This window comes from Nocardia rhizosphaerihabitans (genome assembly GCF_014646295.1).
Taxonomy (GTDB): Bacteria; Actinomycetota; Actinomycetes; order Mycobacteriales; family Mycobacteriaceae; genus Nocardia; species Nocardia rhizosphaerihabitans.
Window position 1 is genome coordinate 737,384 of the sequence record NZ_BMNE01000003.1, and the last position, 25,033, is coordinate 762,416.

The 25,033-nt window shown below is 69.5% G+C and carries 24 protein-coding genes and 1 pseudogene; 14 read left to right on the forward strand and 11 right to left on the reverse strand.

Translation table 11 applies throughout. From position 1 onward, the window contains the following. Positions 1 to 5 precede the first annotated feature (5 nt). The gene (locus IEY60_RS16180; RefSeq protein WP_189028841.1) at positions 6 to 2,372 is read right to left on the reverse strand and encodes a heavy metal translocating P-type ATPase; all 2,367 of its coding nucleotides are present in this window, start codon (positions 2,370 to 2,372) and stop codon (positions 6 to 8) included. A 117-nt stretch (positions 2,373 to 2,489) separates the two neighbouring features. Next, positions 2,490 to 3,728, reverse strand: coding sequence for a cysteine--1-D-myo-inosityl 2-amino-2-deoxy-alpha-D-glucopyranoside ligase (gene mshC / locus IEY60_RS16185; RefSeq protein WP_189028843.1), 1,239 nt, complete (start codon positions 3,726 to 3,728; stop codon positions 2,490 to 2,492). 297 nt (positions 3,729 to 4,025) lie between these two features. Here mshC and IEY60_RS16190 point away from each other — a divergent pair, with 297 nt between their 5' ends. Next, positions 4,026 to 4,454: a helix-turn-helix domain-containing protein gene (locus tag IEY60_RS16190; protein ID WP_189028845.1), complete on the forward strand. Its 429-nt coding sequence runs from the start codon at positions 4,026 to 4,028 to the stop codon at positions 4,452 to 4,454. Then, positions 4,451 to 5,299, forward strand: coding sequence for an alpha/beta fold hydrolase (locus tag IEY60_RS16195; RefSeq protein WP_189028847.1), 849 nt, complete (start codon positions 4,451 to 4,453; stop codon positions 5,297 to 5,299). Before IEY60_RS16190 ends, IEY60_RS16195 begins: the two co-directional genes overlap by 4 nt. A 68-nt stretch (positions 5,300 to 5,367) precedes the next feature. Here the strand turns inward: IEY60_RS16195 and IEY60_RS16200 are convergent, their stop codons facing one another. From IEY60_RS16200 to IEY60_RS16220, 5 genes are all read right to left on the reverse strand, one after another. After that, positions 5,368 to 5,640 (reverse strand): hypothetical protein, encoded by a 273-nt coding sequence (locus IEY60_RS16200; protein ID WP_189028849.1) that lies wholly within the window; start codon positions 5,638 to 5,640, stop codon positions 5,368 to 5,370. A gap of 122 nt (positions 5,641 to 5,762) precedes the next feature. Next, on the reverse strand, positions 5,763 to 6,563 hold the full coding sequence (locus IEY60_RS16205) for an SCO1664 family protein (RefSeq protein ID WP_189028851.1): 801 nt from the start codon (positions 6,561 to 6,563) through the stop codon (positions 5,763 to 5,765). Positions 6,564 to 6,567: 4 nt separating this feature from the next. Further along, positions 6,568 to 7,155, reverse strand: coding sequence for a DUF3090 domain-containing protein (locus IEY60_RS16210; RefSeq protein ID WP_189028853.1), 588 nt, complete (start codon positions 7,153 to 7,155; stop codon positions 6,568 to 6,570). 50 nt (positions 7,156 to 7,205) lie between these two features. Then, on the reverse strand, positions 7,206 to 7,916 hold the full coding sequence (locus IEY60_RS16215) for a histidine phosphatase family protein (protein ID WP_189028855.1): 711 nt from the start codon (positions 7,914 to 7,916) through the stop codon (positions 7,206 to 7,208). 31 nt (positions 7,917 to 7,947) lie between these two features. Next, positions 7,948 to 8,877, reverse strand: a complete 930-nt coding sequence (locus tag IEY60_RS16220) for an undecaprenyl-diphosphate phosphatase (protein ID WP_189029455.1) — start codon at positions 8,875 to 8,877, stop codon at positions 7,948 to 7,950. Between the two features lie 240 nt (positions 8,878 to 9,117). Here IEY60_RS16220 and IEY60_RS16225 point away from each other — a divergent pair, with 240 nt between their 5' ends. From IEY60_RS16225 to IEY60_RS16250, 6 genes and pseudogenes are all read left to right on the forward strand, one after another. Beyond that, positions 9,118 to 10,095, forward strand: a complete 978-nt coding sequence (locus IEY60_RS16225; RefSeq protein WP_189028857.1) for an aldo/keto reductase — start codon at positions 9,118 to 9,120, stop codon at positions 10,093 to 10,095. 17 nt (positions 10,096 to 10,112) lie between these two features. Further along, entirely contained in the window at positions 10,113 to 11,126 is a 1,014-nt protein-coding gene (locus tag IEY60_RS16230; protein WP_189028860.1) for a heme/hemin ABC transporter substrate-binding protein, read from the forward strand. After that, entirely contained in the window at positions 11,123 to 12,244 is a 1,122-nt protein-coding gene (locus IEY60_RS16235; protein ID WP_229739878.1) for a FecCD family ABC transporter permease, read from the forward strand. The genes IEY60_RS16230 and IEY60_RS16235 overlap by 4 nt, the downstream gene beginning before the upstream one ends. Continuing rightward, entirely contained in the window at positions 12,241 to 13,131 is an 891-nt protein-coding gene (locus IEY60_RS16240; protein WP_189028862.1) for a heme ABC transporter ATP-binding protein, read from the forward strand. The genes IEY60_RS16235 and IEY60_RS16240 overlap by 4 nt, the downstream gene beginning before the upstream one ends. Before the next feature lie 51 nt (positions 13,132 to 13,182). Further along, positions 13,183 to 13,758: a TetR/AcrR family transcriptional regulator gene (locus IEY60_RS16245; protein ID WP_189028864.1), complete on the forward strand. Its 576-nt coding sequence runs from the start codon at positions 13,183 to 13,185 to the stop codon at positions 13,756 to 13,758. Between the two features lie 70 nt (positions 13,759 to 13,828). Then, positions 13,829 to 14,551, forward strand: a pseudogene (locus IEY60_RS16250) (SDR family NAD(P)-dependent oxidoreductase); the annotation flags it as partial. A 75-nt stretch (positions 14,552 to 14,626) separates the two neighbouring features. Here IEY60_RS16250 and IEY60_RS16255 read toward each other — a convergent pair. Genes IEY60_RS16255 through IEY60_RS16265 form a run of 3 tightly spaced genes read right to left on the reverse strand, consistent with a single transcriptional unit; the run spans position 14,627 to position 17,619 of the window. Further along, positions 14,627 to 16,723 carry an MMPL family transporter gene (locus IEY60_RS16255; RefSeq protein ID WP_189028866.1) on the reverse strand — a complete coding sequence of 699 codons (2,097 nt, stop codon included), beginning with the start codon at positions 16,721 to 16,723 and terminating at the stop codon, positions 14,627 to 14,629. A gap of 2 nt (positions 16,724 to 16,725) precedes the next feature. Next, positions 16,726 to 17,256 carry a WKL family lipoprotein gene (locus IEY60_RS16260; RefSeq protein ID WP_229739879.1) on the reverse strand — a complete coding sequence of 177 codons (531 nt, stop codon included), beginning with the start codon at positions 17,254 to 17,256 and terminating at the stop codon, positions 16,726 to 16,728. Positions 17,257 to 17,262: 6 nt separating this feature from the next. After that, positions 17,263 to 17,619 (reverse strand): hypothetical protein, encoded by a 357-nt coding sequence (locus IEY60_RS16265; RefSeq protein ID WP_189028870.1) that lies wholly within the window; start codon positions 17,617 to 17,619, stop codon positions 17,263 to 17,265. 161 nt (positions 17,620 to 17,780) lie between these two features. Between IEY60_RS16265 and IEY60_RS16270 the strand changes: the two genes are divergently transcribed. The 3 genes from IEY60_RS16270 to IEY60_RS16280 are packed head-to-tail and all read left to right on the forward strand — an operon-like array spanning position 17,781 to position 20,130. Next, positions 17,781 to 18,788, forward strand: a complete 1,008-nt coding sequence (locus IEY60_RS16270) for an NHL repeat-containing protein (protein ID WP_189028872.1) — start codon at positions 17,781 to 17,783, stop codon at positions 18,786 to 18,788. Further along, on the forward strand, positions 18,788 to 19,042 hold the full coding sequence (locus IEY60_RS16275; RefSeq protein ID WP_189028874.1) for a DUF5703 family protein: 255 nt from the start codon (positions 18,788 to 18,790) through the stop codon (positions 19,040 to 19,042). Before IEY60_RS16270 ends, IEY60_RS16275 begins: the two co-directional genes overlap by 1 nt. Positions 19,043 to 19,050: 8 nt before the next feature. Beyond that, a complete protein-coding gene (locus tag IEY60_RS16280) occupies positions 19,051 to 20,130 on the forward strand; it encodes a quinone-dependent dihydroorotate dehydrogenase (protein WP_189028875.1) in 1,080 nt (359 codons plus the stop codon). A gap of 4 nt (positions 20,131 to 20,134) precedes the next feature. On the opposite strand, the gene IEY60_RS16285 is transcribed toward IEY60_RS16280, so the two are convergent. Further along, complete coding sequence (locus IEY60_RS16285) at positions 20,135 to 20,521, reverse strand: hypothetical protein (RefSeq protein WP_189028878.1); 387 nt, start codon at positions 20,519 to 20,521, stop codon at positions 20,135 to 20,137. Between the two features lie 170 nt (positions 20,522 to 20,691). Between IEY60_RS16285 and IEY60_RS16290 the strand changes: the two genes are divergently transcribed. From IEY60_RS16290 to IEY60_RS16300, 3 genes are all read left to right on the forward strand, one after another. Then, positions 20,692 to 22,191: a PfkB family carbohydrate kinase gene (locus IEY60_RS16290; protein ID WP_189029459.1), complete on the forward strand. Its 1,500-nt coding sequence runs from the start codon at positions 20,692 to 20,694 to the stop codon at positions 22,189 to 22,191. 101 nt (positions 22,192 to 22,292) lie between these two features. After that, a complete protein-coding gene (locus IEY60_RS16295) occupies positions 22,293 to 23,033 on the forward strand; it encodes a GTP cyclohydrolase II (RefSeq protein ID WP_189028880.1) in 741 nt (246 codons plus the stop codon). A gap of 134 nt (positions 23,034 to 23,167) precedes the next feature. Beyond that, complete coding sequence (locus tag IEY60_RS16300) at positions 23,168 to 24,994, forward strand: AMP-dependent synthetase/ligase (protein WP_189028882.1); 1,827 nt, start codon at positions 23,168 to 23,170, stop codon at positions 24,992 to 24,994. Positions 24,995 to 25,033 lie beyond the last annotated feature (39 nt).

A 25,033-nucleotide genomic window follows, 5' to 3' on the forward strand; every position in this document is an offset into this window, starting at 1 on the left:
CGAATCTAGTCCGCGCCCACGTTCCGTGGCGATCCGTCGGCGCGTCGCTGATCAGCAGGTGCGGGTAGGGGCAGGCGTTTGAGGTGCAAGGCGTTGAGCGCCACGATCAGGCTCGATCCCGACATCGCCATGGCCGCGATCTCCGGGCGCATCGTCAGCCCCCACGGCTCGAACACCCCGGCCGCGATCGGCAGGGCGATGCCGTTGTAGCCGACCGCCCACGCCAGGTTCTGATGCTCCTTGCCGACGGTGCCACGGCCGATGCGCAGCGCGGTCGACACGGTGAACGGGTCCGAGCGCATGAGCACGACATCGGCGGTCTGGATCGCGACGTCGGTGCCCGCGCCGATGGCGATGCCGAGGTCGGCGCGGGCCAGCGCTGGCGCGTCGTTGACGCCGTCACCGACCATCGCCACCTTCTTGCCCGCGCGCTGTAGCTCGGCGATCCGGTCGGCCTTGTCGGCGGGCAGCACATCGGCGATGACGGTGTCGATGCCGAGGTCGGCGGCGATGCGCTGCGCGGTGGCCTGGTTGTCGCCGGTCAGCATGACCACGCCGACGCCGAGATCGTGCAGGGCGGCCACCGCGGCGGCCGACGTCGGGCGCGGTGCGTCGGCCAGGGCGATCACCGCGGCGGCTTTCCCGTCGACGGCGACCAGGACGGCGGTGTGCCCGGAAGCGGCCAGGTCGTCACGGTGCTGAGCCAGGCCACCGAGCGCTACGTGTTCGTGGTCGAGCAGGCCACGATTGCCGACGAGTACCCGGTGGCCGTCGACAGTGGCGGTCGCGCCCCGGCCAGGCACGTTCTGGAAATCCGTCGCCGAAAGCGACAGGGCGTCATGCTCTTTCGCGTAGTCGACGATCGCCTTGGCGAGGGGATGCTCGGATTCACGTTCCACGGCGGCGGCCAGGGCGAGCATCCGGCCGGTGTCCACCCCGGGCGCCGGCACCACCTCGGTGACCTCCGGGGAACCCTTCGTGAGGGTGCCGGTCTTGTCCATCACCACCACATCGACACGGGCCGAATCCTCCAGTGCCGTCGCGTTCTTGAACAACACACCCCGTTTCGCACCGAGGCCGGTGCCGACCATGATCGCGGTCGGCGTCGCCAGACCCAGTGCGTCAGGACAGGTCACCACCACGACGGTGATCGCGAACAGCAAAGCCCTGCTCAACGACGCGCCGACGAGCAGCCACACCACCAGCGTGGTGACGCTGCCTGCCAAGGCGACCAGGGTCAGCCAGAGTGCCGCCCGGTCGGCCAGCCGCTGGCCCGGCGCCTTCGAATTCTGTGCCTGCTGAACCAGTTCCACGATCTGGGCGAGCGCGGTGTCGGAACCGACCTTGGTGGCTTGCACCCGCAGGCTGCCGGTGGTGTTGATGGTCGCGCCGATCACCGGGGAGCCGGGTTCCTTGTGCACCGGCATGCTCTCGCCGGTGACCATCGACTCGTCGACATCGCTGGAACCGTCGATGACGGTGCCGTCGACGGCGATCTTGGCGCCGGGGCGCACCAGCAGGGTGTCGCCGACGGCGACATCGGCTGTCGGGATCTCGATCTCCGTGCCGTCGCGCACCACAACGGCTTTCGGCGGTGACAGATCGAGCAGGGTGGTCACCGCGTCGTTGGCGCCGCCGCGGGCCCGCATCTCGAACCAGTGCCCGAGCAGCACGAACGCGGCCAGCATCGTCGAGGCTTCGTAGAACACCTCGCCGCCGCCGGTGAGCGTCACATACAGGGAATACAGCCAGCCGGTGCCGATACCCACCGAGACCAGCACCATCATGTCGAGGGTGTGCGCCTTCAGTGCCTGCCAGGCGCCGGTGAAGAAGATCGTCGAGGAATAGAAGATCACCGGCAGGCTCAGGATCAGCGCCCACACATCCATGCGCAGCCCGAACGGGACGGGCAGATGCAGACCGAGCATGTGGGTGGCCATGGGCGACCACAGCATCACCAGGGTGGAGAAGACGAGGGCGACGAGGAAGCGGTTGCGCATGTCGCGGGCCATGTCGTCCATGGACATGGCCGCGTGGCTGCCGTGCTGGTGTCCGGTGGGGCCGTGGGCCTGCGCGGTCGCACCGCTGGACGGTGGCTCGCTCAGCGGGTCGCAGAGGTGGTTCGGCACCGAGCGGCCCGCGCAGTGGTAGCCGCATTCCTGGACCCAGGTGCGCAGATCGGCGACCGACGTCCGCGCCGTGTCGTAGGTGACGGTGGCGGTTTGCGCGACCGGGTTCGTATCGACGGCGAGGACACCGGGACGGCGGAGCAGGGCGGTGGTGAGTACCCGATGCGAACTCGCCCGCAGCACCCCGCCTACGTGCAGGACGGTCGTCGCGGACGTGGTGGCGGGGTGGTGCGTCTCAGGCATCGCCGCTCCTGTCGCCGGTCGACGCACGACGCGACAGCGCCGGTGCGCCTCACTTCCCTGACGACAGTACTCGGCGCGGAGGGCGAGCAGACGGAGGTCGCGGGTCGCCGCGACCCGTCAGAGGGTGACGCCCAGCAGCGCGTCCACCGCGTCACGCACCAGCGCGGGAGCCGCGGGATCGGCGCCGCCGTAGGTCAGCGCCTGCGTCGCCCAGTTGTCGATGGCGTCGAGCGCCTTCGGGGTGTCCAGGTCGTCGGCCAGGTGCTGACGCAGCCGGACGACGGTGTCGGCGGCCGACGGGCCGCTGGTCAGGGCGGCAGCGTCACGCCAGCGGGCCAGGCGGGTCTGGGCGTCGGTGAGCACCTCGTCGGTCCACATGCGGTCCTGGCGGTAGTGCCCGGCGAGCAGGCCGAGCCGGATCGCGGCCGGGTCGACGCCCGAGCGGCGCAGCTTCGACACCAGCACCAGGTTGCCCTTGGACTTCGACATCTTCTCGCCGTCGAGACCGATCAGCCCGGCGTGCACGTAGTGGCGGGCGAAGCGGCGGGTGCCGGTGATCGCCTCGGCGTGCGCGGCGGAGTATTCGTGGTGCGGATAGATCAGATCCGAACCGCCGCCCTGGACGTCGAACTCGGTGCCGATCCGGTTGAGCGCGATCGCCGCACACTCGATGTGCCAGCCGGGACGGCCCGCACCGAACGGCGCCTGCCAGGACGGTTCATCCGGGCGCTCGGCCCGCCACAGCAGTGCGTCGATGGTGTCGCGCTTACCCGCACGGTCGGGGTCGCCGCCGCGCTCGGCGAACAGCTTCTCCATGGTGGCGCGGTCGTAGCCGGACTCGTAGCCGAACTGCTCGGTCGCGTCGGTCCGGAAGTAGATGTCGGGGAACTCGGCATCGTCGACCTGGTAGGCGACGCCGGCCGCGACCAGCTTCTGCACCAGCTCCACCACCTCCTCGACCGACTCGATCGCGCCGATGTAGTCGCGCGGCGGGAGCACCTGCAGGGCGGTCATGTCCTCGCGGAACAGCTCGATCTCGGAGGTGCCGAGGTCACGCCAGTCGACGCCGTCGCGGGCGGCGCGTTCGAACAGCGGGTCGTCGACGTCGGTGACGTTCTGCACGTAGTGCACGTCGTGGCCCGCGTCGCGCCACAGCCGGTTGATCAGGTCGAACGTCAGGTAGGTGGCGGCGTGACCGAGGTGGGTGGCGTCGTAGGGAGTGATGCCGCAGACGTACATCTTCGCGGTCGCGCCGGGGGTGACCGGGCGGACCTGGCGATCGGCGGTGTCGTACAACCGCAACGGCGGCCCTGCTCCGGGGACGGTCGGTAGGGCGATATCGGACCAGGACTGCATGATTCGAGGGTAGAGCCCCCGTCGAGGCGACTGGTCCGCGGCCCGGTCAGGCGGTTGCTCGTGGCGTAGCTCGCGCCGCCCGCTACCTGCACACAAACGTGTTCCGGTGTTCCCGTCAAGGGTTGTACTCAGGCAGATCCGCAGGTCACGGACCTGGTGGGGCGGATCGTCGGCACCTGCGCCCGCGACCTGGGCCGATGGTTGCCGACAGGGCGGGCGTGGCGAGCATTGTCACATGCCACAAGTCCCTAAACTTCCCTATTGCTCCCTATAGATACATTCGTTTAGGGTAGCTTCATGACGGATCGCTTCTATTCGGTGGAGCAGGTCGCCGACTTGCTCGGCCTGCATGTCCGCACCGTGCGCAGCTATGTCCGCGACGGCAAACTGCCCGCGGCCCGCATCGGCAAGCAGTACCGGATCGCCCACGACGACCTCGAGGCGTTCACCGGCCTGCCGATCACCGCACCGTGGACGCCGGACGCGACCGGCAGACACGCCGAGGCCTCCTGCATCGTCGAGGTCGACGCCGTCGACCGCGCCACCGCGGACCGGATCACCACACTGCTCACCGCCACGGCAGCCACCCGAGGCCCGGGCGGCACGCCACTGCGCGTGGAAACCAGCTACGACCCGGGGCGATCGCGCCTCAAGGTCATCCTGCTCGGCGGTATCACCGACACCGCCCGGCTGCTCGACTACATGGACGGAGTCCTCACCTCATGACCGGCATCTACAAGTCCGCCGAAGGCCGGCGAGTCGTCGAACAGCGCTACCGCGAACACCTCGACGCCTGGCCGGTACCGCGCGAGGAACTGCGCATCGATACCGGCGTCGGTGAGACGTTCGTCGTCGCCTCCGGACCCGTGGACGCGCCGCCGCTGGTTCTGCTGCACGGCTCGGGTGCCAACACCACGGCCTGGCGCGGTGACGTCGCCGGCTGGGCGTCGCGGTACCGCGTGTACGCCGTCGACCTGCCCGGCGAGCCCGGGTTCTCTGCGCCGACCCGGCTGCCGCTGGACAGCGACGCGACCGCGAGCTGGCTCGACGAGGTCATGGACGGCCTCGGACTCGACACGATCGCCCTCGCCGGCATGTCACTCGGCGGCTGGACCGCGCTCGACTATGTGCTGCGCAGGCCGGGCCGCGTCACCGCGCTGGTGCTGTTGTGCCCGGGCGGGCTCGGTGGTCAGCGATTCGGGTGGCTGGTGAAGGGCATGCTGCTGGGTCTGGTCGGCCGTGGCAGTGTGCGCGATTCCGCACGGACTGTGCTCGGTCTCGACGACGAGACGGCCGGCCCGATCCTCGACGATGTCGAGCTGATCTTCGCCCACTTCAAGCCGCGCACCGGGCGTCTGCCTATCTTCGCCGACGAGCGACTGCGCACGGTGAACATTCCGGTGCTGGTGATCGCCGGCGATCGCGACGTGCTGTTCGATTCGGCACGCACGGCCGAACGTGCCCGCGGCGGATTCACGCGGGGCGAGGTGCGCCTGCTGCCCGATGTCGGCCACGGCGTGTTCGGCCAGACCGCGACGATCAGGGAGTTCCTCGGCGCGTACTCCGGCTGACCGGAGCGACGATGATGCGTTCGGTGTCGCCGAGTGTCGGGTGCGGCGACACCGAACTCACCGGGTGATCACGCCTGGGCGTAGCACTGCACGTTCAGGGTGTCGGCCTCCGGGCCGAACTGCGGCAGGGCGTAGTAGGCGGCGCCGACCTGATCGGCGGCCTGCACGGTGACCTCGGGCAGCGGCGCACCGGTGTTGCGGTCGGTGGCGGTGCAGACGAAGGTCTTCTCGGACCACCAGCCGCTGGGGAACGCCTGCGCGGGCGCGGCGACAGCGGCGACAGCACCGGTGAGCAGCAGCGCGGCGGCGGAGCTGGTGACGATCGAGCGGGTCGACGACATAGATTTCCTCTGATCTTGTAAGACGAAAGTGCTTGGAGCACACTAGCACCGGCCCCGACCCGGAAAAGCAGCCTCACAGTACCCGACGTCAGCGCATCGGTGGGCGAGAATCGTCGCCGGAATCAGAACGCGGGCCAGGGAATCGGGCGCGAGGAATTCGGGACCGGCATCACCGGATGATCGAGCAGCGCCTTCGTGCGTTCGGCCAGCGCGGTGATCTCGGCGTCGGTGATGTGCTCGGCCAGCGAATCGGCCACGGGGCCGGGCAGTTGCGCGGCGAACGCGGTGATGTCGGCGATCAGTGATTCGTGGATGGGCCGTCCGGCCCAACCCCACAGCACCGTGCGCAGTTTCGGTTCGCTGTGCAGGCAGATGCCGTGGTCGACGCCGTACACCTGACCGTCGACGCCTTCCAGCGCGTGCCCGCCCTTGCGGTCGGCGTTGTTGAGCAGCAGATCCAGAACCGCCATCCGTTGCAGGCGTGGATCATCGGCGTGGATCAGCGAGACCTCGTTGCCCTCACCGTCGAGGGCGCGCAGCACCTCGCAGAAGCCGTCGGGCACCGTGCCCGGCCTGCACAGGTCGACCAGGTCCAGGCGCCTGCTGCTCGACGCGCTGTGGTGATCGACCGAGGTCACCCAGCGCTGCACCATGCCGGTCCCGAACGGCCCGTCCCGCAACACCGTCTCGGGGATGACACCCCACCCGAGGTGTTCGGAGATCAGATACGACGCCACCTCACGACCGGCGAGCGTGCCGTCGGGGAAATCCCACAGCGGCCGCTCGCCGCGCACCGGCTTGTACACCACCCGCAGCGGGGCACCGTCGGGTTCGGGTGCGGCGATCTCACACACCAGCGTCAGATTGCTGGCGACGCCGACCCGGCCGACGATGTCCAGTTCGCCTTCGGTGAGTGCCGCCACCGGATCACTCCTCGTCGAGCTCGGCCGCGCCGAAGATCTCGCCGCGCTTGTAACCGTTGGTGCGCACGCACATGTGCCCGCGCGAGGACAGCGGTTCGCCGCACAGCGGGCACGGCGGACGGCCCGCGGCGATGACCCGCGCCGAGCGCAGGGCGAACTCGCGAGCCTGGATGGGGGTGAGGAACACCCGCACGGCGTCGGGGCCTTCGTCGGTGTCGTCGAGCACCACCGATTCGTCGACCTCGGTCTCGGTGATCGCCAGCAGTTCCACCACGACAGCACCCGCGTCGGCGTCCCAGCCCAGACCCATGGTGCCGACCCGGAATTCGGTGTCGATGGGCGTCACCAGCGGCGCGACATCGCGGACGTCCTCGCCCTCGGGCGGCACCTCGGCGCCGAAGCGGCGCGCCACCTCGTCGAGCAGCAGGCCCATCCGGTCGGCGAGCACCTTCACCTGTTGCTTCTCCAGCAGCACGCTGACCACGCGCGGTTCCTGTACGGCCTGCAGGTAGAACGAACGATCGCCTGGTTCACCGACGGTCCCGGCGACGAAACGATCGGGGGTGCGGAATACATGGATTGCGCGTGACACATGCACCTCCTGATACGTGACCCTGATCGACACTCACGAACACATTCCCGTCAAGGAGAATCGCGGTGTCCCGCATTCCCATTATCCGCGCCGGTGCCAGTGGGCACCTCCCCGCCGGGAGCGGGAGCCGCCGCGCCGGCGAGCGCGGACAGGTCGGCGCCGGTGTCGTTGAACTTCCACACCGACGGCCCGGTCGGGCTGTAGCGCACGACGCTGATCGAGGCGGGTTCGACCGCGATCCGCTGGAAACTGTCCAGATGCAGGCCGAGCGCGTCGGCCAGGATCGATTTGATGATGTCGCCGTGCGCGCAGGCCACCCACAACACGTCACGACCCGCCTGCTCGGACAGCCGGCGTTCGGTGTCGCGGATCGCGGCGACCGCACGCTGCTGGACCTGGGCCAGGCCTTCCCCGGCGGGGAACACCGCGCCGGAGGCGTGCCGCTGCACGACCTTCCACAGCGGTTCGGTGACCAGTTCGGACAGGGGGCGGCCGGTCCAGTCGCCGTAGTCGACCTCGATGAGCCGTTCGTCGTGCTCGGGTTCGAGGCCGAGTTTCTCGGCCAGCGGTGCGACGGTGCGCTGGCAGCGCAGCAGCGGTGAGCTGGCGATGTGTTCGATCGGCAGCGTCGCGAGCCGGTCGGCGACCGCGGCGGCCTGCTCGGTACCGCGCTCGGTGAGCTCGACACCGGGACTGCGCCCGGCCAGGGTGTAACCGATGTTGGAGGTGGACACTCCGTGCCGGAGCAGGATCACCGTCATGGGACCAGCCTAACCATCGCCTGCCGCGTGCTCAGGTCGCCGAGACGACGCCGGTGGCGAGCAAGCCCATCACCAGCAGGCCGACGATGATGCGATAGCCGACGAACCAGTACAGCGAATGCTTGCTGACGAACTTCAGCAGCCAGGCGACCGAGGCATAGCCGACGGCGAAGGCCAGGACGGTGGCGACCAGCAACTGCGGGCCGCTGGCGTTGAGGCCCTCACCGGCCGGTTCGAAGGCGTCAGGAAGGCTGAACAGCCCGGAGGCGGTCACCGCGGGGATGGCCAGCAGGAACGAGAAACGCACCGCCGCCTCCCGCTCGAGACCCAGGAACAGGCCGGCGGTCGAGGTCGCGCCGGAGCGGGACACGCCCGGGACCAACGCCAGGCACTGCGCGAGGCCCATGACGAGGCCGTCGCGGGTGGTGAGCTGCTCGATCGAGCGGGTCTTCCTACCGAAGTGCTCACCGGCGGCGATCACCAACGCGAACGCGACCAGCATGAACGACACCAGCCACAGGTTGCGGGCACCGGTGCGGATCTCGTCCTTGAACAGGAAGCCGAGCACGCCGATCGGAATGGTGGCGATGATCACGTACCAGCCGATGCGGTAGTCGAGCTCGCGCTGGGTGTCGCGTTCGTGGGCCTCGCGGGCGCTGCGGTCCATCACCGGCAGCTTGGTGGTGACCCGGTCACCGACGGCGACCGACTGCTGCGAGCGTTCCCGCCAGCGCATAGCCAGCGTGGTGAACCACGCCACGACGATGCGCTGAATGTCCTTGGCGAAATACACCAGCACCGCGGCCTCGGTGCCGAGCTGGGTGACGGCGGTGAACGACGCGCCGGCGTCGCTACCGAAGAACACCTCCGACACGATGCGCAGATGCCCCGAGGAGGAGATCGGCAGGAACTCCGTCAGTCCCTGTACGAGCCCGAGTATCAATGCCTGAAACCAGGTCATCGACTCGCCCACCGTGCCTCCTGCTACCTCGCGCCCGAAAGATCGCATCCTCCTGGGCTTTTGCTACATCGAGCGCCCTGGAAGGGCCGCGACCTCGCAGCGACCCTACCTGTCGCGCCGCGGTGACGTCGCCCGCCCACCGGCCGATCGGTTCGCGCGGCCCTCGCCGCGGGTCGTCGGCGAGGGACCACACGGTGCGCCCATTAGGCTGGGCGCCGTGACGAAAACGCGGGCGCGGTGATGGAACAGCGAACGGTGGGACGCAGCGGCCTTCGGGTGTCGCGGATCGGCCTGGCGACCCATACCTGGGGTACCCATACCGACGCCGACGAGGCATCGGTGCAGTTGGCGGCGTTCACCGAGGCCGGTGGCACGCTCGTCGACATCTCCCCCGTCTACGGCGAGGGCACGGCGCAGCGGATCCTGGCCGATCTGCTCGGCGATCTGGTCTCCCGTGACGATCTGGTGCTCAGCGGCAGCGCGGGGGTGGTCCTGCACGCGCCCGGCGCCGGGGTCGGTGGCAGTGTGCCTGCGCCGGCGGCGACGGGCCCGGTGGTCGACGCGTCGCGGCGCACGCTGCTCGCCCAACTGGACCGGACGCTGCTCGAACTGGGCACCGATCATCTCGACATCTGGAGCATCGCGGCCTGGGACCCCTACACCCCGCTCGACGAGGTTGCGGCGACCTTGGAGACCGCGGTCCGCACCGGCCGCACCCGGTACGCGGGTGTGCGCGGGTTCGCGGCCTGGCAGCTGGCCAGCCTCGCCGCGATCGCGCCGATCACGGCCGCGCAGACCCCGTACTCGCTGCTCGCGCGCGGCACCGAGAACGATGTGATCCCGGCCGCCCGCCACCACGGGGTCGGCATCGTCGCCTCCGCGCCGCTGGCGGGCGGCATCCTCACCGGCAAGTACCGCGACGGGGTGCCCGCGGATTCGCGCGGGGCCGACGAGGCGACGGCCGCCGAGATCCGGCGCAGGCTCGACGACGAACGCGCAACCCGCGTGGTGGACGCGCTGGTCACCGCGGCCGACGGCCTCGGCACCTCGCCGCTGGCGGTGGCGCTGGCCTGGATCAGAGACCGGCCCGGCATCGCGAGCATGATCGTGGGTGCCCGTGACATCGGCCAGCTCACCGGAGTGCTGGCCGCCGAAACCCTCGAGTTGCCGCGCGCGATCGCGGCAGCTCTGGACGATGTGAGCGCTCGTTCCGAATGATGGCTAGCCTTACCTGCATGAAACTGCGTGGTCTGCTGACGGCGATGCTCGCGGCGACGGTGCTGACGGGCGCCGTCGCCTGCACCGGAAGCAATCCTGCATCGACTGCCGTTTCCGGCGGGCCCGCGACGGCGCAGCTGGCCGACCTGGACCCGGTCCCGATCGGCGCACCGCCGACGCCGCGCCTGCCCGCGACCGCTCGCTCCTTCGACGGCACCGAGGTGACCGTCACCGACGCGTCACGGATCATCGCCGTCGACCGCTACGGCACCCTGGCCCAGACCGTGTACGCCCTCGGTCTCGGCGCGAACCTCGTCGGCCGCAGCACCTCCGCCTCCTTCCCCGCCGTCGCCGACGTGCCGAATGTGGCGGGCGGCAACGGCGCCCTCAGCGTCGAAGCCGTCCTGGCGCTGCGCCCGTCGGTGTTCCTGACCGACACCACCAGCGCCGCGCCCGCGGTCCGCGATCAGCTGCGCGCGGCAGGCGTGAACGTCGTCTACTTCGATCCGGACCGCACCATGGACGGTGTCGTGCCGCAGATCGAGGCCGTCGCCACCGCGCTCGGCGTCCCGGAGGCAGGCGCACAGCTCGGGCAGCGCACCCGCGACGAGATCGCCGCCGCCACCGCCCGCGTGCCGAAACAGGATCCGCAGCCGAAGATCGCGTTCCTGTACCTGCGCAGCACCGCGATCACCATGATCGCGGGCCCTGGTTCGGGCGCCGATTCGCTGATCACCGCGATCGGCGGCGTCGACGCGGGCACCGCCGCCGGGGTGAGCGAACCGTTCACCGCGATCACCAGCGAGGCGATGATCGCCGCCGCGCCCGACGTGCTGCTGGTGATGTCGGACGGGCTGAAGTCGGTCGGCGGGATCGACGGGCTCGTAAAGATCCCCGGTATCGCTCAAACCCCCGCCGGGCGCAATCACCGGGTCGTGGACATGTCCGATGCGGTGCTGCTCAGCTTCGGCCCCAATACCGGCCGGGTCATCACCGCGCTGTCCGACGCCGTCTACGGCAAGCCGGCATGAGCGATGCCCCCGATCTGACGAAATCCGCGGACGCGCCGCGGATCGACGACGCGACCCCCGACCCGCTGCCGCACCTGCGTCACCGGACCACCCGGGTGACCGTCGTGTTCGCGGTCGCGCTGATCGCCCTCGTGGTGCTGGCACTGGTGTCGGCGGTGCTCGGACAGGTGCCGACCACCGCGGCCGAGGTGCTGGGTAGCGTCGCGCACCGGATCGGGCTCGATATCGGGCCGATGCCCGCGCATCCGGCGGGCGAGGTGACGCTGTGGGAGGTGCGGTTCCCGCGCGTCGCGCTCGCCGTGCTCGTCGGAGCTTCGCTCGCGACAGCGGGTGCGTTGTTGCAGGGTGTGTTCGCCAATCCGCTCGCCGAACCCGGCGTGATCGGTGTATCCGCGGGTGCGGCGGTCGGGGCGGGCACCGTCATCGTGGTCGGTGGTGCCTTCGTCGCCTCCTGGTCGGTGGCCGCGGCCGCATTCGTCGCGGGACTGCTCACCACCGCGCTGGTCTACGTGCTGTCGCGCTCAGGTGGACGCACCGAGGTCGTGACGTTGATCCTCACCGGCATCGCCATCAACGCCTTCGCCGGCGGCCTGATCGCGCTGCTGCTGTTCGTCGCCACGCCCGCGGCCCGGGACCAGATCGTGTTCTGGCAGCTCGGCAGCCTCAACGGCGCCACCTGGCAGGCGGTGGCGGTGGTCGCCGTGCTGGCCTCGGTCGGTGTGCTCGCCGCCGTTCTCATCGCGCCGCGGCTGGACCTGCTCGCACTGGGTGACTCCGCGGCCCGGCATCTCGGTGTCGACGTGGAACGGCTGCGCAGGCAGGTGATCGTGGTGGTGGCCGTGCTGACCGCTGCTGGGGTGGCGTTCAGCGGCATCATCCTGTTCGTGGGGCTGATCGTGCCGCACGTGGTACGCATGCTCGTCGGTCCCGGTCATCGAGTGCTGGTCCCACTGAGCGCGATCGTCGGTTCGGTGGTGTTGCTCGGCGCCGACGTCGTGGCGCGCACGCTCGTGCCGAACGCCGACCTGCCGCTGGGCATGCTGACCTCGCTGATCGGCGGCCCGTTCTTCTTCTGGCTGCTGCGCCGCACCAGGGCGCGGGCGGGAGGCTGGGGATGACCGACCTCCGCCCGGGCACCGACACACCCGCTGCTCCCCTGCGGCGCAGCCGTTCGCTGCGCAGCCTGTTCGCCCGGACCCCCGATGTCCCGGCGCGGCCCGCACCGGGCACCGTCACCTTGCGCGCGGCGGGTCTCACCGTCCAGCGCGGTGCCCGGACCGTGCTCGAAGACGTCGACTTCCAGGTGGCGGCAGGCGAGATCGTCGCCCTCGTCGGACCGAACGGCGCGGGCAAGTCGAGTCTGCTCGCCGCTCTCGCCGGTGAACTCGCACCGAGCACCGGCACGGTGCAGCTCGAAGGTCAGGCTCTCACGCACTGGACCCACGCCGACATGGCCCGTAGGCGTGCGGTGCTGCCGCAATCGCACGCGGTCGGGTTCCCGTTCACCGCCCGCGAGGTCGTCGCCATGGGCCGCGCGCCCTGGCTGCACACGCCCGCCGCCGAGCACGACGACGACCTCATCGCCGCCGCCCTGGCCGCCACCGACGTCACCCATCTCGCCGGCCGCGTGTTCCCGTCGCTGTCCGGTGGTGAACGCGCCCGCGTCGCCCTGGCCCGTGTCCTCGCCCAGGACACCGCCACCCTGCTGCTGGACGAACCGACCGCCGCACTCGACATCGGCCATCAGGAGGCGGTCCTGCGCCTGGCCGCCGCCCGCGCGGCCGAGGGTGCCGCCGTGGTGGTCGTCGTGCACGACCTGGGCGTGGCCGCCGCCTACGCCGATCGGGTCACCGTCCTCGACGGCGGCCGGGTCGCCGCCGACGGTCCGCCGCGGGAGGTTCTCACTCGCGGCCTGCTCACCAGGATCTACCGCCACCCGGTCGACGTCTTCGACCACCCGACCACGGGAGCGCAGCTCGTGCTGCCCGAACGCGGCCGCGGCTGACGGCAATCCCTAGTTATTGACCTAGAGGTTCAGAACATCTAGGGTCGAATCATGGCCAGGCCCCGCAACTTCGACACCGACACGGTCCTCGACCGCGCGGTCGACCAGTTCTGGTCCCATGGCTACGCCAACACCTCCCCCGCGCAGCTCGCCGACGCCACCGGCATCGGAAAAGGCAGCCTGTACAACACGTTCGGCAGCAAACGCGCACTCTTCGACCAGGCGCTCGAGCGCTACGGACACCAGGGCGTCGCCATGGCCCAGGACTACATGTCCCGCCCGGGCACCACCCGCGAGTGCCTCCGCGAGTACCTGCGCGCCGCGGTCGATCTCGATTTCACGACTCCGATCCGTCGCGGCTGCCTGGCGGTCAACACCGCCGCCGAGTTCGGCGGCCAGGACCCCGCGATCACGAAAACCTTGCGCGACATCGAACACCGCATCGTCGCCGCCCTGGCCGCCCGCATCGATCAGGGCCGCCGCGACGGTGACGTCGACGCGTCCATCGACCCACACGCGATCGCCGCGCTCCTGTTCACGACCAGCGCCGGCCTGCGCATCATGGCCAAGACCAACGACGCTCCCGAGCTCTACCGCCTCGTCGACGTCGCACTGACCGTCCTCTGATTCCCCGCTCCACCACCCAGTCTTTTCGCATGCCCACATTTTTGACCTACAGTTCAAGAAAGGTATTCCCATGGATCTCGAACTCACCGGCAAGACCGCCGTCGTCACCGGCGCCTCTCGCGGCATCGGTCTCGCCGTCGCCGAAGCCTTCGCCGCGGCAGGTGTCCGCGTCCTCGGCGCCGCCCGCACCATCACCCCGGAACTCGAAAAGGCCTCGGCCGCCACCGTTTCCGCCGATCTCAGCACCAGCGAGGGCGCGACAACGGTCATCGACACCGCGCTCGAGGAACTCGGCGGGATCGACATCCTGGTCAACAATGTCGGCGGCGGCGATCCCGAATGGCTCACCCTGGGCGGATTCCTCGACAGCACCGAGGACCAGTGGCGCCACTACCTCGACCTCAACCTGTTCAGCGCGATCCGCACCACCCGCGCCGCCCTCCCGAGCCTGCTCGACCGCCGCGGAACCGTCATCAACGTCTCCTCGATCAACGCTCACGTCCCCGGGTCAGGCCCGGTCGGCTACAGCGAGGCCAAGGCCGCGCTCACGTCCTTCGGCAAGCGACTCAGCGAGGAATTCGGTCCGCGCGGCGTCCGGGTCAACACCGTCTCACCGGGCCCGGTGGGCACCAGGATCTGGCGCGACGAGCACCGCATCGGCGCGCAACTGGCCGCCGCACAGGGCGTTTCCCACCAGCAGCTCCTCGACGCCCTGCCCGACCAGTTCGACATCGCCTCGCGCCGCATCACCGAAGCCGAGGAAGTCGCCGCCCTGATCACCTTCCTCGCCTCCGGCAAGGCGGCCAATATCGTCGGCGCCGACCTGGTGATCGACGGCGGCATCATCAAGACGACCCGAGTCCCCCGCTCACCGCCAGATGATCTTGAGCAGGGCGGGGGTGAGCACCATGCGGATGATCGTCGCGTCGATGATGAGCGCGACGATCATGCCGTAGGCGATGTACTTCATCAGCACCAGGTCGGAGAAGCCGAATGCGCCCGTCACGACGATGAGAATGGCTGCGGCCGAGGTGATCACGCCACCGGTGTGGGCGACGCCGTAGCGGATGGACTCGGTGGCATCGGCGCCCGAGGCCCGCTTCTCCGCGATCCGGGACAGCAGGAACACCTCGTAGTCGGTGGACAACCCGAAGATCACCGTGACGATCAAGGCAACCACCGCGAACATCAACGGGCCCGGCGTGAAGTGGAAGGCATCGGATCCGTGTCCCTGCACGAAGATCCACGTCAGCACGCCGAGTGTCGAGACGAGACTGAGCGCGCTCATCGCGACGGCCTTCACCGCCAGGATCACCGACCGGAACGCGATCACCATCATCGCCAGCGCCGCGGCCATCAGGATCGCCAACAGCAGCGGGAGCCCGTCGATCAGGCCGTTGATGCTGTCGCGTTCCAGTGCGGGGATGCCGGCGACCATGATCTGGACACCCGGTGGTTCGGGCAGATCGCGCAAGGTATCGATCACCCGGTCGGCGTCGCGTTTGTCGCCGAGGCCGGCCGAGAGGACGTTGACCCCGTCCTTGGTCGGCGCGGCGGGCTCGAACCGGCCGGTCAGGCCCGGAATCTGATTGGCCTCGAACCGGATGTCGCCGAGCTGCTGTGGTGAGGCGCCGACCACGACCAGCTTCAACGGTTCGGTGCGGAAGCCGGGAAAGAGCCGGTCGAAGTCCTCCTGCGCGACGCGCGCCGGATTGTCCGCCGCCAGGTACTTCTCGCTGATCCCGCCGAACTCGATGTGGCGCAACGGAATACTCAAGGCCAGCAGGCCGAGCACGATGGGGATCACGACCGCCCAGGGCCGCCGCATCGCCCACTGCGCCAGCCGGGAGAAGAATCCCGCGTCGATCTCCGCCTCGGTCTTGCTGCGCGAGAATCGCTTCCAGCCCAGCCAGTCGATGCGGTGCCCGGCGATGCTCAGGGCAGCGGGCAGCGCGGTCACCGACAGCAGCGCGGCGAGCATCACCGCGGAGATGCCGCCGTAGGGCACCGAGCGCAGCACCCCGTTGGGGAAGATGAACAGCGCGCCGAGGCTGATCGCGATGATCGCCGCCGAGAACAACACGGTGCGGCCCGCCGTCGCGACGGTGCGGGCCGTGGCGTCCTCCACACAGCGGCCCGCCGCGAGTTCCTCCCGGAATCTGGTCACCGTGAACAGTCCGTAGTCGATCGCCAAACCGAGGCTGACCAGTGTCATCACCGCACTGGCGAAGACATTGACCTCGATGTGCGCGGTGAGGAACCGCAGGATCCCGGAGGTGCCGAGGACGGTGAGCCCGCCGATCATCACCGGCAGCAACGCGCCGATGACGCCACCGAACACGAAGTACAGCAGGATCGCCACGATCGGCAACGCGATGATCTCCGCGCGCCGGATGTCGTGCTGCATCCCGATATTGATGCCCTCGACCACCGGCTGCAATCCCGCCAGCTGCACCGTGGTGCCGCCGGGCCCGCCACCGGGCACACCGGCGTTGAGATGCGGTTTCAGGGCGAGATAGTTGTTGACCGTGGCCGTTCCGCCACCGCCTGCCAGTCCGATGCTGGCGAACGCGTGCTGCTTACTCGGATCGGAGGCATCTGCGGAGAACGGGCTGTCCCAGTAGCTGTCGATCTTGTGGATGTGTTCGCCGTATTGCTCGCGCAGGTCCGCGAGCGCGGCGACCACCGGGCCGCGCACCGCGGGGTTGTCGACGGTGGCGCCTGGGGGCGCAGTGTAGATGACGATCAGGTCGCCGTCGGTGTCGCGGCCGAAGGTGTCATCGGCCAGTTTCGACGCAGCCACCGATTGGCTGGACTCGTCGAACCAGCCCTCCTGGGTGTAGCGGCCCGCCAGATCCCGGCCGAACCAGCCCGAGATCAGCACCGTCAGGATGAAGAGCCCGAGCACGAGGTAGCGGTGGCGGTGGACGAACCGGCCCCACCGCATCGCACGCGATTCCGGCATCGTCAGCCGCAGGCGGCGGTGCGATAGTCGGCCGAGCGCAGGATGCCGCACAGATCGGTGCGCGAGATCTTCCACTTCCCGTCGAGCAGCACGAAGTGCACGATGGTGGTGCGGATGTTGGTGCCCGAACCGTCCTTGTCCAGGCGCATCGTGGCGGTCAGCGTGCCGTCACGGTTGTCGAAAACCGGATCGACGACGCCGTAGACGGCGTGCGGGTTGTCGCGCAGCGCCTTGTACATGTCGGGAATCGCGTCCTTGAACGCGGCGCCGTCCTCGATCAGGTCGGTGCGTTCGACATCGGGCAGGTTGGGGTCGAGCGCACGCTTGATCTGCGCGTCGAGTTCCGCGGCGGTCGGCAGCGGCACATTGGCCTTGCTCGACGAGACCGCGATGGAAGAGGACAGGGAGGCGTTGGCCGATGACCGTGCGGCGTCGACCGAGGCCTCGTCGGTCCCACCGCAGGCGGTGAGGGCGACGAGGGCCGTGAGGCAGGCGGTGGCCGCAGCGGCCCTGGCGAAAAGTGTGGAAGACATCACCATCTACATACCATCAATCACGGCACTGATCCGGCCCAGGATGCTCCGGACCGTCATGGCGTCCCTCGGCGCGGCGGCCGGGACCGGGATCGCGTGGTGGAGCAGATCGCGCACGAAGGCGGTGACGCTGCGTTCGTCACCGAGGTCGATATCGGTGACCTGCGCCTGGGCGGTGGCGACCACATCGTCGGCGCCGGGCACGGTCTCGCCGAGGTCGGCGCGGTAGATCTGCACGGTGAGGGTGGCGCGGTGGGTGCGGAAGGTGAACGCGCGGCCGTCGTCGGTGGTGCCGAAACCGTGGGCGAAGGGGCCGACGGAGATGTCATCGATGCCGAAACCCGCGGTTGTCCGGTCGGTCATCGGTGATCCCCTCCCGCTTCCTGGCAAACAATTAGTCGACACGTCAACAGTAACCTCCGTCACCGACAGGCCCGCCGCGCGCCACCCGGTCGGAGCTACCGGTGAGTCATCATGGTCAGATGGTGATCAGCGGTCACCTCGTGAGATTAGGAGTTCGGTGCATGCGCCCTCGCGGCTCGGTCGCCTCAGCGCTGTTCGGCGCGGCGGCACTGGTGGTGCTGACGGGATGTGCCGGTGCGGACGGCCCCGACGTGCCGACCAGGGATCCGGCCACCGCGGCCGTCTCCCCTGCCACCGCGACATCGCCCGCGGGCCAGGTCGTTCCCGCCACCCCGACGAAAGCGCTGCTGGCCGAACGGGAAACCGGTCGCCTCGCCGCCCTCGACACCGCGGGCACCACGCTGACCTTGCTCGACCCCGCCGCGCCCACCACGGCGCGGACCGTCACCCTGCCCGCCGCGGGCGCGGCATTGGCCCAGGGCACACCGGGTGAAGTACTCGTCGCCGCACCGGATCGGGTGCTGAAGGTCGACGTGACCGCGGGCACCGTGACAGAGACTCCCGTCGACGGCGACGTGCACAGTGTGCAAACACGCACGGACGGCACGCTGATCGTCGGCACCGCCGACGGCACGGTGCGTGAACTGCGGCCCGACGGCAGCGTCGCCCGCACCGTCACCGGCCTCGTCTCGGCCGACGTGATCGCCCTGACCGGTGCCGACATCACCGTCCTGGACCGCAAGCAGACCGCCGTCGTCAGCGTCCGCGACGACGCGCTCGGCCTGATGCTGCGCGCCGGCGACGGCGCAGCAAACGCCATCGCCGACCCGCAAGGGCGGATCATCGTCACCGACACCGCGGGCGGCGAACTGCTGGTCTACTCGGCCGGTCCGCTCGTGCTGCGCCAGCGTTTCCCGGTATCATCGTCGCCTTACGCGCTCGCCTACGATCCGCGCTCGAACACGGTCTGGGTGACCTGCACGGAGAGCAACGAGGTCGTCGGTTACGACCTGTCGACCGGGATCGGTGTCGAGGTGGGTCGGTTCCCGACCGTGCGCCAGCCCGACGCGGTGACCGTCGACGAACGCACCGGCGACCTGTTCGTGGCCTCGGCCACGGGCGAGGGTCTGCAGCGGATCGGTGTGGACGAGCGGAAGAGAGGGCAGTGATGGCGGCCAGGCCTCGCGGTTCTCGCTCGGCGGTACCGCCGAGCTGGGAAACCAGCAACGACGACTACGAATACGTGCCGCTGCGGCTGCCACCCGAGGTCACCCGGGTCACCGCCTCGATGCGGCTGGCCATCCAGGCCGAATTCGGTGGCTGGGAATTGTCGCGGGTACGCGCCTACACCGACGGCAGCCGCCGGGTGTTGTTGCGCCGCCGCAAGAATGCCGTCCTGCCTGTGCCCGAACCCGGATTGTGAGCCGACCCATGTACGCCCTGTTACTACGCCTGATGTTCCTGATCCCGCCGGAGCGGGTGCATCACCTGGTTTTCGCCGCCCTGCGGTTCGCGACCTGGTTCCCGCCGACCCGCTGGCTGGCGCGCAAGCTGACCGTCGCCGACGACCCGATCCTGGCCACCACCGCCTTCGGTGTCGACTTCCCCGCCCCGCTTGGGCTGGCCGCGGGTTTCGACAAGAACGCCGACGGCGTGAACACCTGGGGCTCGCTCGGTTTCGGTTTCGCCGAGATCGGCACCGTCACCGCGCACGCCCAGCCGGGTAACCCGGCGCCGCGCCTGTTCCGGCTGCCCGCCGACCATGGCCTGATCAACCGGATGGGTTTCAACAACCACGGTGCCGCCGCGGCCGCCGCCCGCCTGCACAACGCGCATCCGACCGTCCCGATCGGCGCGAACATCGGCAAGACCAAGGTCACCCCACCCGAGGCCGCCGCGGGCGATTACGCCACCAGCGCCCGACTACTCGGCCCCCTCGCCGATTTCGTCGTCGTGAACGTGTCCTCCCCCAACACCCCCGGCCTGCGTGACCTGCAGGCCGTCGAGTCGCTGCGCCCGATCCTGCAGGCCGTCCTCGACAGCGTGACCGTCCCGGTCCTGGTCAAGATCGCCCCCGACCTGTCCGACGAAGACATCGACGCCGTCGCCGACCTCGCCGTCGAACTGGGCCTGGCCGGCATCGTCGCCACCAACACCACCATCCGCCGCGACGGCCTGGCCACCCCCGCGGCCGAGGTCGAGGCGATGGGCGCCGGCGGCCTGTCCGGTCCGCCCGTCGCCGAACGCTCTCTGGAAGTCCTGCGCCGCCTCTACGCCCGCGTCGGCGACAAACTGGTCCTGATCTCGGTCGGCGGCATCGAGAACGCCGAGCAGGCGTGGGCCCGCATCCTGGCCGGCGCCACTCTCCTGCAGGGCTACACCGGCTTCATCTACGGTGGCCCCTTCTGGACCACCCGCATCCACCGCGGCATCGCCGCCAACCTGCGCGCGGGCGGTTTCCGCTCGCTGTCCGACGCGGTCGGCGCCGAGCACCGCGCGACGTCGGCCTGAGGGTCTATCCGTAGTTGGCCTGCCGCGTTCCGCCGTGCCCGAACAGGTACGTCGTGGTGCGCGGTCTGGTCAGCGGGGGCCGGGGCGCGTTCTCGTCGGGGTCGTCGAAACGAGCGAGCATCCGCTTGTAGAGCCGGATGATCGCCTGTTCCCAGACAATCCCCAAGGTGTCGGCCAGCGCGTTGATCTGCGCGTGCGCCAGGCGGTCGTTGGCCGCGGTGAGGTCGCTGATCAGTTCGTCGAGTTCCATGCCCGCGTAGGCCTGGTCCCGGCTCAGCCGACGTTCCGGCAACCAGCTCAACCGCCAGACCTCGGGGTCCGACCCCACCCGCTCCGCGTATTCGGGGCTGTGGGTGCTGCGCATGTCGTCCGGTGTGATGTGAATGGTCATCGGAGACTCCGATTCCACGAAGGGGAGCGGTTCGGGGCTCCCGGTTCCTGGGAATTCCAGTGTGGCATTTGCCCTTCAGTGCGGTCAATTGCCGTTGTAGATTGGTAATTGCCCGACGAGATGCTGCTCAAACACCGCCGTCACGACCATGGAGGGCCGATCGCGTGCCGATGCTCCCGCAGGACGCACGAACAGACCTGGTACGCGGCATTCTCGCGCGGCTGGGCAAGTTCTCCGGGCTCAGCGCAGAACGCCTGCGGCACACCGAAATCGGAGCAGCGCCGATTCTCGATCTCCCGGTGGTGACCGGTTACGCGCAGCGCGAAGGCGTTTCCCGCGAGGAGGCGGTCCTGCCGGTGCTCCGCGAGACGACCCGGCAATTGCCCCCCGCTGAGCGTCTCATCGCCGATGCGACCCTTTCGCTCGGTCTGCTTCGTGAATCGCCGAACGGCGACATCGACCCCGACCAGCTGTACGCGGCCAACCTCGGTGCCCGTCGCGAGTACCTGGCGCAACGCTGGACAGCGCTGCACACCGCCGTCGGTGCCACCACCCCTCCGGCGGCGCCGACGGTGAAACGCCTGCGCACCACGGCCGAACGTGCCGCACTCACCGCGCTCGCCGGGCTGCTCACCGCCGATCCGGCGACAGCGGCCGCTGCACCGTCGCGCGTGACGCCGACCTCGCTGCCGACGGGCCGGACGGTCACCGTGATCGGCGATGCCGTGATCGACCACCTCTACCGCGTCGACACCTTCCCGGCCAGGCAAGCCCCCGTCGACGGCACCTTCGCCGGTCTGCCTGGCGGCAAGGGACTCAACCGGGCCGTCGCCGCCGCCCTGCTCGGGCTCGACGTGCAGTTGATCGCGGCCGTCGGCGACGATGCCAACGGTGCGCGCATCCTGGAACTGCTCGCGGACTACGACGTCGACCGTTCGCTGGTGAAAGTGGTGCCCTCCGCGGCGACCCTGGTCACGGCCGTCGTCATGAACCACAGCGGCGAAGTCCGCCTCATCGCCTGCCGCGATTCGCGCGTGCAGTTGCTCGACAGCGACATCGACCGACCCGAGGTCCGGGCGGCGCTGGCGGGATCGGCGGTGGTCGTGCTCACCTTCGAGCAGCCGGCGCCGATCATCGAACAGGTCCTCGCGTTCGTCCGGGATCTCCCGGAGCGCCCACAGGTGATCGTCTGTGCCGCACCGAGTATCGCCGTGCCGCAAGGCTTGTACCTGTACCTCGACGTCGTCGACTACCTCGTCGGCAGCACCGTCGAACTCGACGCGCTGCTCCCGGACGTCGACACCGACTCCGCCGCCGACACCGCGCGACGCCTGCGCGGCCTCGGCGTGTCGGCGGTGTGTGCCGTCGACGGCTTCGGCTGCACTGTCTACTCCGACGACGACGACATCGTCGTCGACCACTTTCCCCAGGTCCTCAAGGCCGCCGTCGGTGCTGCCGCGGCCTTCGCGGCCGCCCTCGCCTACCGGGTGGTGCAGTCCGAAGATGCCCTCACCGCAGCGGATTTCGTGTGGGCCACGGCCGCGATGCTGCCGACGCAGAAGCTGGGCGCGGTGTCGGCCGGCTTCCCCCAGGTCGCCGAGGTCGACCGGATCATGCAGCTGTACGCGCGTGACGGCGTCACCCGTAACTCCGGTGTGACCCCCGGTTGATGTGCCTGGCATCACAGCCGGAGTAGAGTCGCGCCGTTGCCTTGCCCCCACACCGTCCACGCAGCGGATTTTCCGGTGCCGACACCGTCTCGGAGGAGCGCTTGACGATCATCGAGCCCGTCCAGGTCCCGCCGGGTGAGGCGACCGGACGAGACGTTGACGACCTGCGACCGGAACACCAGTTCAGCCGCAACGGCACCCGGCTGCGGGTGCAGGTGCACACGATCGACGACCCGGACGACGGCGGCTATGTGCTGGTGTTCGGCGACCCCGGCGAGAAGCCGCTGGTCCGAGTCCATTCGCGGTGCCTCTACGGCGATGCCCTCGGCTCCGACGACTGCGACTGCGGCCCCGAGCTGGCACTGTCGATGGACATGATCCAGGCCGAAGGCGCCGGTGTGCTGGTCTACCTCGAGCAGGAGGGCCGTGGCGCCGGCCTGATCTGGAAGGCCATCGGCTATCGCACCAGCGAGCGCTACGACATCGACACCTTCGAGAGCTACGCCCGGCTCGGTCTCGAACCCGACACCCGCCGATACGAACTCGTTGCCAAGGCACTGCTCGGCCTCGGTCTGCACCAGGTGCGCCTGCTGACCAACAATCCCGACAAACTGCGCGCGCTGGCCGAGGCGGGGATCGCGGTCGAGGTGATCCCGCTGGCCGTGCGGCTCGAGACCGAGCGTGGCAGGCGCTATCTCGAGGCCAAGGTGCGGTGGCGCAAGCACATGATTCCCCGCGACTTCGCGCCATGGGCGCCACACCCAGGCGCTGTCGCCGCACCGCAGCCGCAGGCCGGGCAGACCCCGCGCGGATGGCGCAGGCTCTTCGCGCGTCGACGGTAACCACCGCCACAATCCCGTATGTCCGGTTACGATAAGTGAGCCGCGCCACTGCTGACGCCCATCGCTCGAGACGATGAGACAGATTCACTCGCATTGGCTCGGAGTCCGGCACGGCCTATATCGGGAACAGGGATATGACAGACATCGGTTTCGCGCACGCTTCCGGCGTCACGGTGCACACCGTGCCCGCCGCCTTCCAGCAGACCGCCGCGTTGCGGCCCGACCAGATCGCCTTGCGAACGGTCGGCGGCACCCAGCAGATCACCTGGGCGGAATACGCGACGCGGGTGCGGGCACTGGCGGCCGGCCTGGCGAAGCTCGGCGTCGGCCACGGCGACGCGGTCGGCATCATGCTCACCAACCGCCCCGAGTTCAACCTGATCGACACCGCGGCCCTGCATCTGGGCGCGACCCCGTTCTCGGTGTACAACACCAGCTCCCCCGAGCAGATCGCGCACGTGTTCGCCAACGCGGGCAACAAGGTCGTGATCACCGAGCAGGCCTTCCTCGACGTCATCCGCGAAGCGGGCGCCGAGATCGAGCACACCGTCCTGGTCGACGGATCCGCCGAGGGCACCATCGGCCTGGCCCAGCTGGAGTCGGATCCGCTGCCCGACTTCGACTTCGACGCCGCGTGGCAGGCGGTGCAGCCCGGCGATCTGGCCACCCTGATCTACACCTCCGGCACCACCGGCCCGTCCAAGGGTGTCGAGCTCACCCAGAGCAATGTGATCGCTCAGGTCGTCGGTCTGGTCTCCGGTCCGCTGCCGGTCGGTTTCGACGACCGTGCCGTGTCGTATCTGCCCGCCGCGCACGTCGCCGACCGCATCTCCGCGCACGCGATGAGCCTGCTGACCGGCATCCAGATCACCACGGTCACCGACCCGCGCGAGATCGCCGCGGCGCTGCCCGACGCCCGTCCCACCGTGTTCTTCGGTGTGCCGCGGGTGTGGCAGAAGATCAAGGCCGGCATCGAGAACAAGCTCGCGGTCGAACCGAGCCCGGTGAAGAAGGCCCTGGCCAACTGGGCGATCGGGGTGGGCGTGGCGCAGGCCAAGGCGAAGCTGTCCGGTGAGGGCGGCTCGCTTCTGCTCGGCGTGCAGCACAAGGTCGCCGACGCGCTGGTGCTGTCCAAGCTGCGCGAAGCCCTCGGTTTCGGCGACCTGAAGGTCGCCGCATCCGGCGCCGCCCCGGTGCCCGCGGAGACCCTGGAGTACTTCCTGGGCCTCGGGTTCGCGGTCAGCGAGGTGTGGGGCATGTCCGAGACCACCGGTGTCGGCACGTTCACCGATATCGACAAGCCGCGCCCCGGCTCGGTCGGTCGCGTCATGGACGGTGTCGAGCTGCGCCTCGACGCCGACGGCGAGGTGCTCATCCGCGGCCCGATCGTCACCCCCGGCTACCGCAACATGCCCGACAAGACCGCCGAGGCCATCGACGACGCGGGCTGGCTGCACACCGGTGACATCGGCACCCTCGACGCCGACGGATACCTGCGCATCGTCGACCGCAAGAAGGAACTGATCATCAGCGAGGCGGGCAAGAACATCGCCCCCTCCAACATCGAGAACGCCATGAAGGCGGCGTCGTCGATGATCGGTCAGGCCGTCGCCATCGGTGACGCCCGCCCCTACATCACCGCGCTGATCATGCTCGACCCCGAGGTCGCGGCATTGCGCGCCAAGGAGTTCGGCGCCACCGACGCCACCCACGCCGAGCTCGCGCGGCGCGCCGAGATCGTCGAGGAGGTCAAGGCCGCGGTGACCGCGGGCAACCGCAAGCTCTCGCGGGTGGAGCAGATCAAGCGCTTCGTCATCGTGGAGACCCTGTGGGAGCCGGGCGGTGACGAGCTGACCCCGAAGATGTCGCTCAAGCGGACCCCGATCGCCAAGAAGTACGCCGCCGACATCGAGCAGCTGTACGCCGCGACCCCGGCAGAGCACGTCATCAATGTGAAGTAGACACGGAAACGGCGGTGGCCCCGGGAGATTCGTCTCCCG

Excerpts from the sequence above, each read along its gene's own strand:
- IEY60_RS16180 (WP_189028841.1), bottom strand. The coding sequence starts at position 2,372 with ATGCCTGAGACGCACCACCCCGCCACCACGTCCGCGACGACCGTCCTG.
- mshC (WP_189028843.1), bottom strand. The coding sequence starts at position 3,728 with ATGCAGTCCTGGTCCGATATCGCCCTACCGACCGTCCCCGGAGCAGGG.
- IEY60_RS16190 (WP_189028845.1), top strand. The coding sequence starts at position 4,026 with ATGACGGATCGCTTCTATTCGGTGGAGCAGGTCGCCGACTTGCTCGGC.
- IEY60_RS16195 (WP_189028847.1), top strand. The coding sequence starts at position 4,451 with ATGACCGGCATCTACAAGTCCGCCGAAGGCCGGCGAGTCGTCGAACAG.
- IEY60_RS16200 (WP_189028849.1), bottom strand. The coding sequence starts at position 5,640 with ATGTCGTCGACCCGCTCGATCGTCACCAGCTCCGCCGCCGCGCTGCTG.
- IEY60_RS16215 (WP_189028855.1), bottom strand. The coding sequence starts at position 7,916 with ATGACGGTGATCCTGCTCCGGCACGGAGTGTCCACCTCCAACATCGGT.
- IEY60_RS16220 (WP_189029455.1), bottom strand. The coding sequence starts at position 8,877 with ATGACCTGGTTTCAGGCATTGATACTCGGGCTCGTACAGGGACTGACG.
- IEY60_RS16225 (WP_189028857.1), top strand. The coding sequence starts at position 9,118 with ATGGAACAGCGAACGGTGGGACGCAGCGGCCTTCGGGTGTCGCGGATC.
- IEY60_RS16230 (WP_189028860.1), top strand. The coding sequence starts at position 10,113 with ATGAAACTGCGTGGTCTGCTGACGGCGATGCTCGCGGCGACGGTGCTG.
- IEY60_RS16235 (WP_229739878.1), top strand. The coding sequence starts at position 11,123 with ATGAGCGATGCCCCCGATCTGACGAAATCCGCGGACGCGCCGCGGATC.
- IEY60_RS16240 (WP_189028862.1), top strand. The coding sequence starts at position 12,241 with ATGACCGACCTCCGCCCGGGCACCGACACACCCGCTGCTCCCCTGCGG.
- IEY60_RS16245 (WP_189028864.1), top strand. The coding sequence starts at position 13,183 with ATGGCCAGGCCCCGCAACTTCGACACCGACACGGTCCTCGACCGCGCG.
- IEY60_RS16255 (WP_189028866.1), bottom strand. The coding sequence starts at position 16,723 with ATGCCGGAATCGCGTGCGATGCGGTGGGGCCGGTTCGTCCACCGCCAC.
- IEY60_RS16260 (WP_229739879.1), bottom strand. The coding sequence starts at position 17,256 with ATGTCTTCCACACTTTTCGCCAGGGCCGCTGCGGCCACCGCCTGCCTC.
- IEY60_RS16265 (WP_189028870.1), bottom strand. The coding sequence starts at position 17,619 with ATGACCGACCGGACAACCGCGGGTTTCGGCATCGATGACATCTCCGTC.
- IEY60_RS16270 (WP_189028872.1), top strand. The coding sequence starts at position 17,781 with ATGCGCCCTCGCGGCTCGGTCGCCTCAGCGCTGTTCGGCGCGGCGGCA.
- IEY60_RS16275 (WP_189028874.1), top strand. The coding sequence starts at position 18,788 with ATGGCGGCCAGGCCTCGCGGTTCTCGCTCGGCGGTACCGCCGAGCTGG.
- IEY60_RS16280 (WP_189028875.1), top strand. The coding sequence starts at position 19,051 with ATGTACGCCCTGTTACTACGCCTGATGTTCCTGATCCCGCCGGAGCGG.
- IEY60_RS16285 (WP_189028878.1), bottom strand. The coding sequence starts at position 20,521 with ATGACCATTCACATCACACCGGACGACATGCGCAGCACCCACAGCCCC.
- IEY60_RS16290 (WP_189029459.1), top strand. The coding sequence starts at position 20,692 with ATGCTCCCGCAGGACGCACGAACAGACCTGGTACGCGGCATTCTCGCG.
- IEY60_RS16300 (WP_189028882.1), top strand. The coding sequence starts at position 23,168 with ATGACAGACATCGGTTTCGCGCACGCTTCCGGCGTCACGGTGCACACC.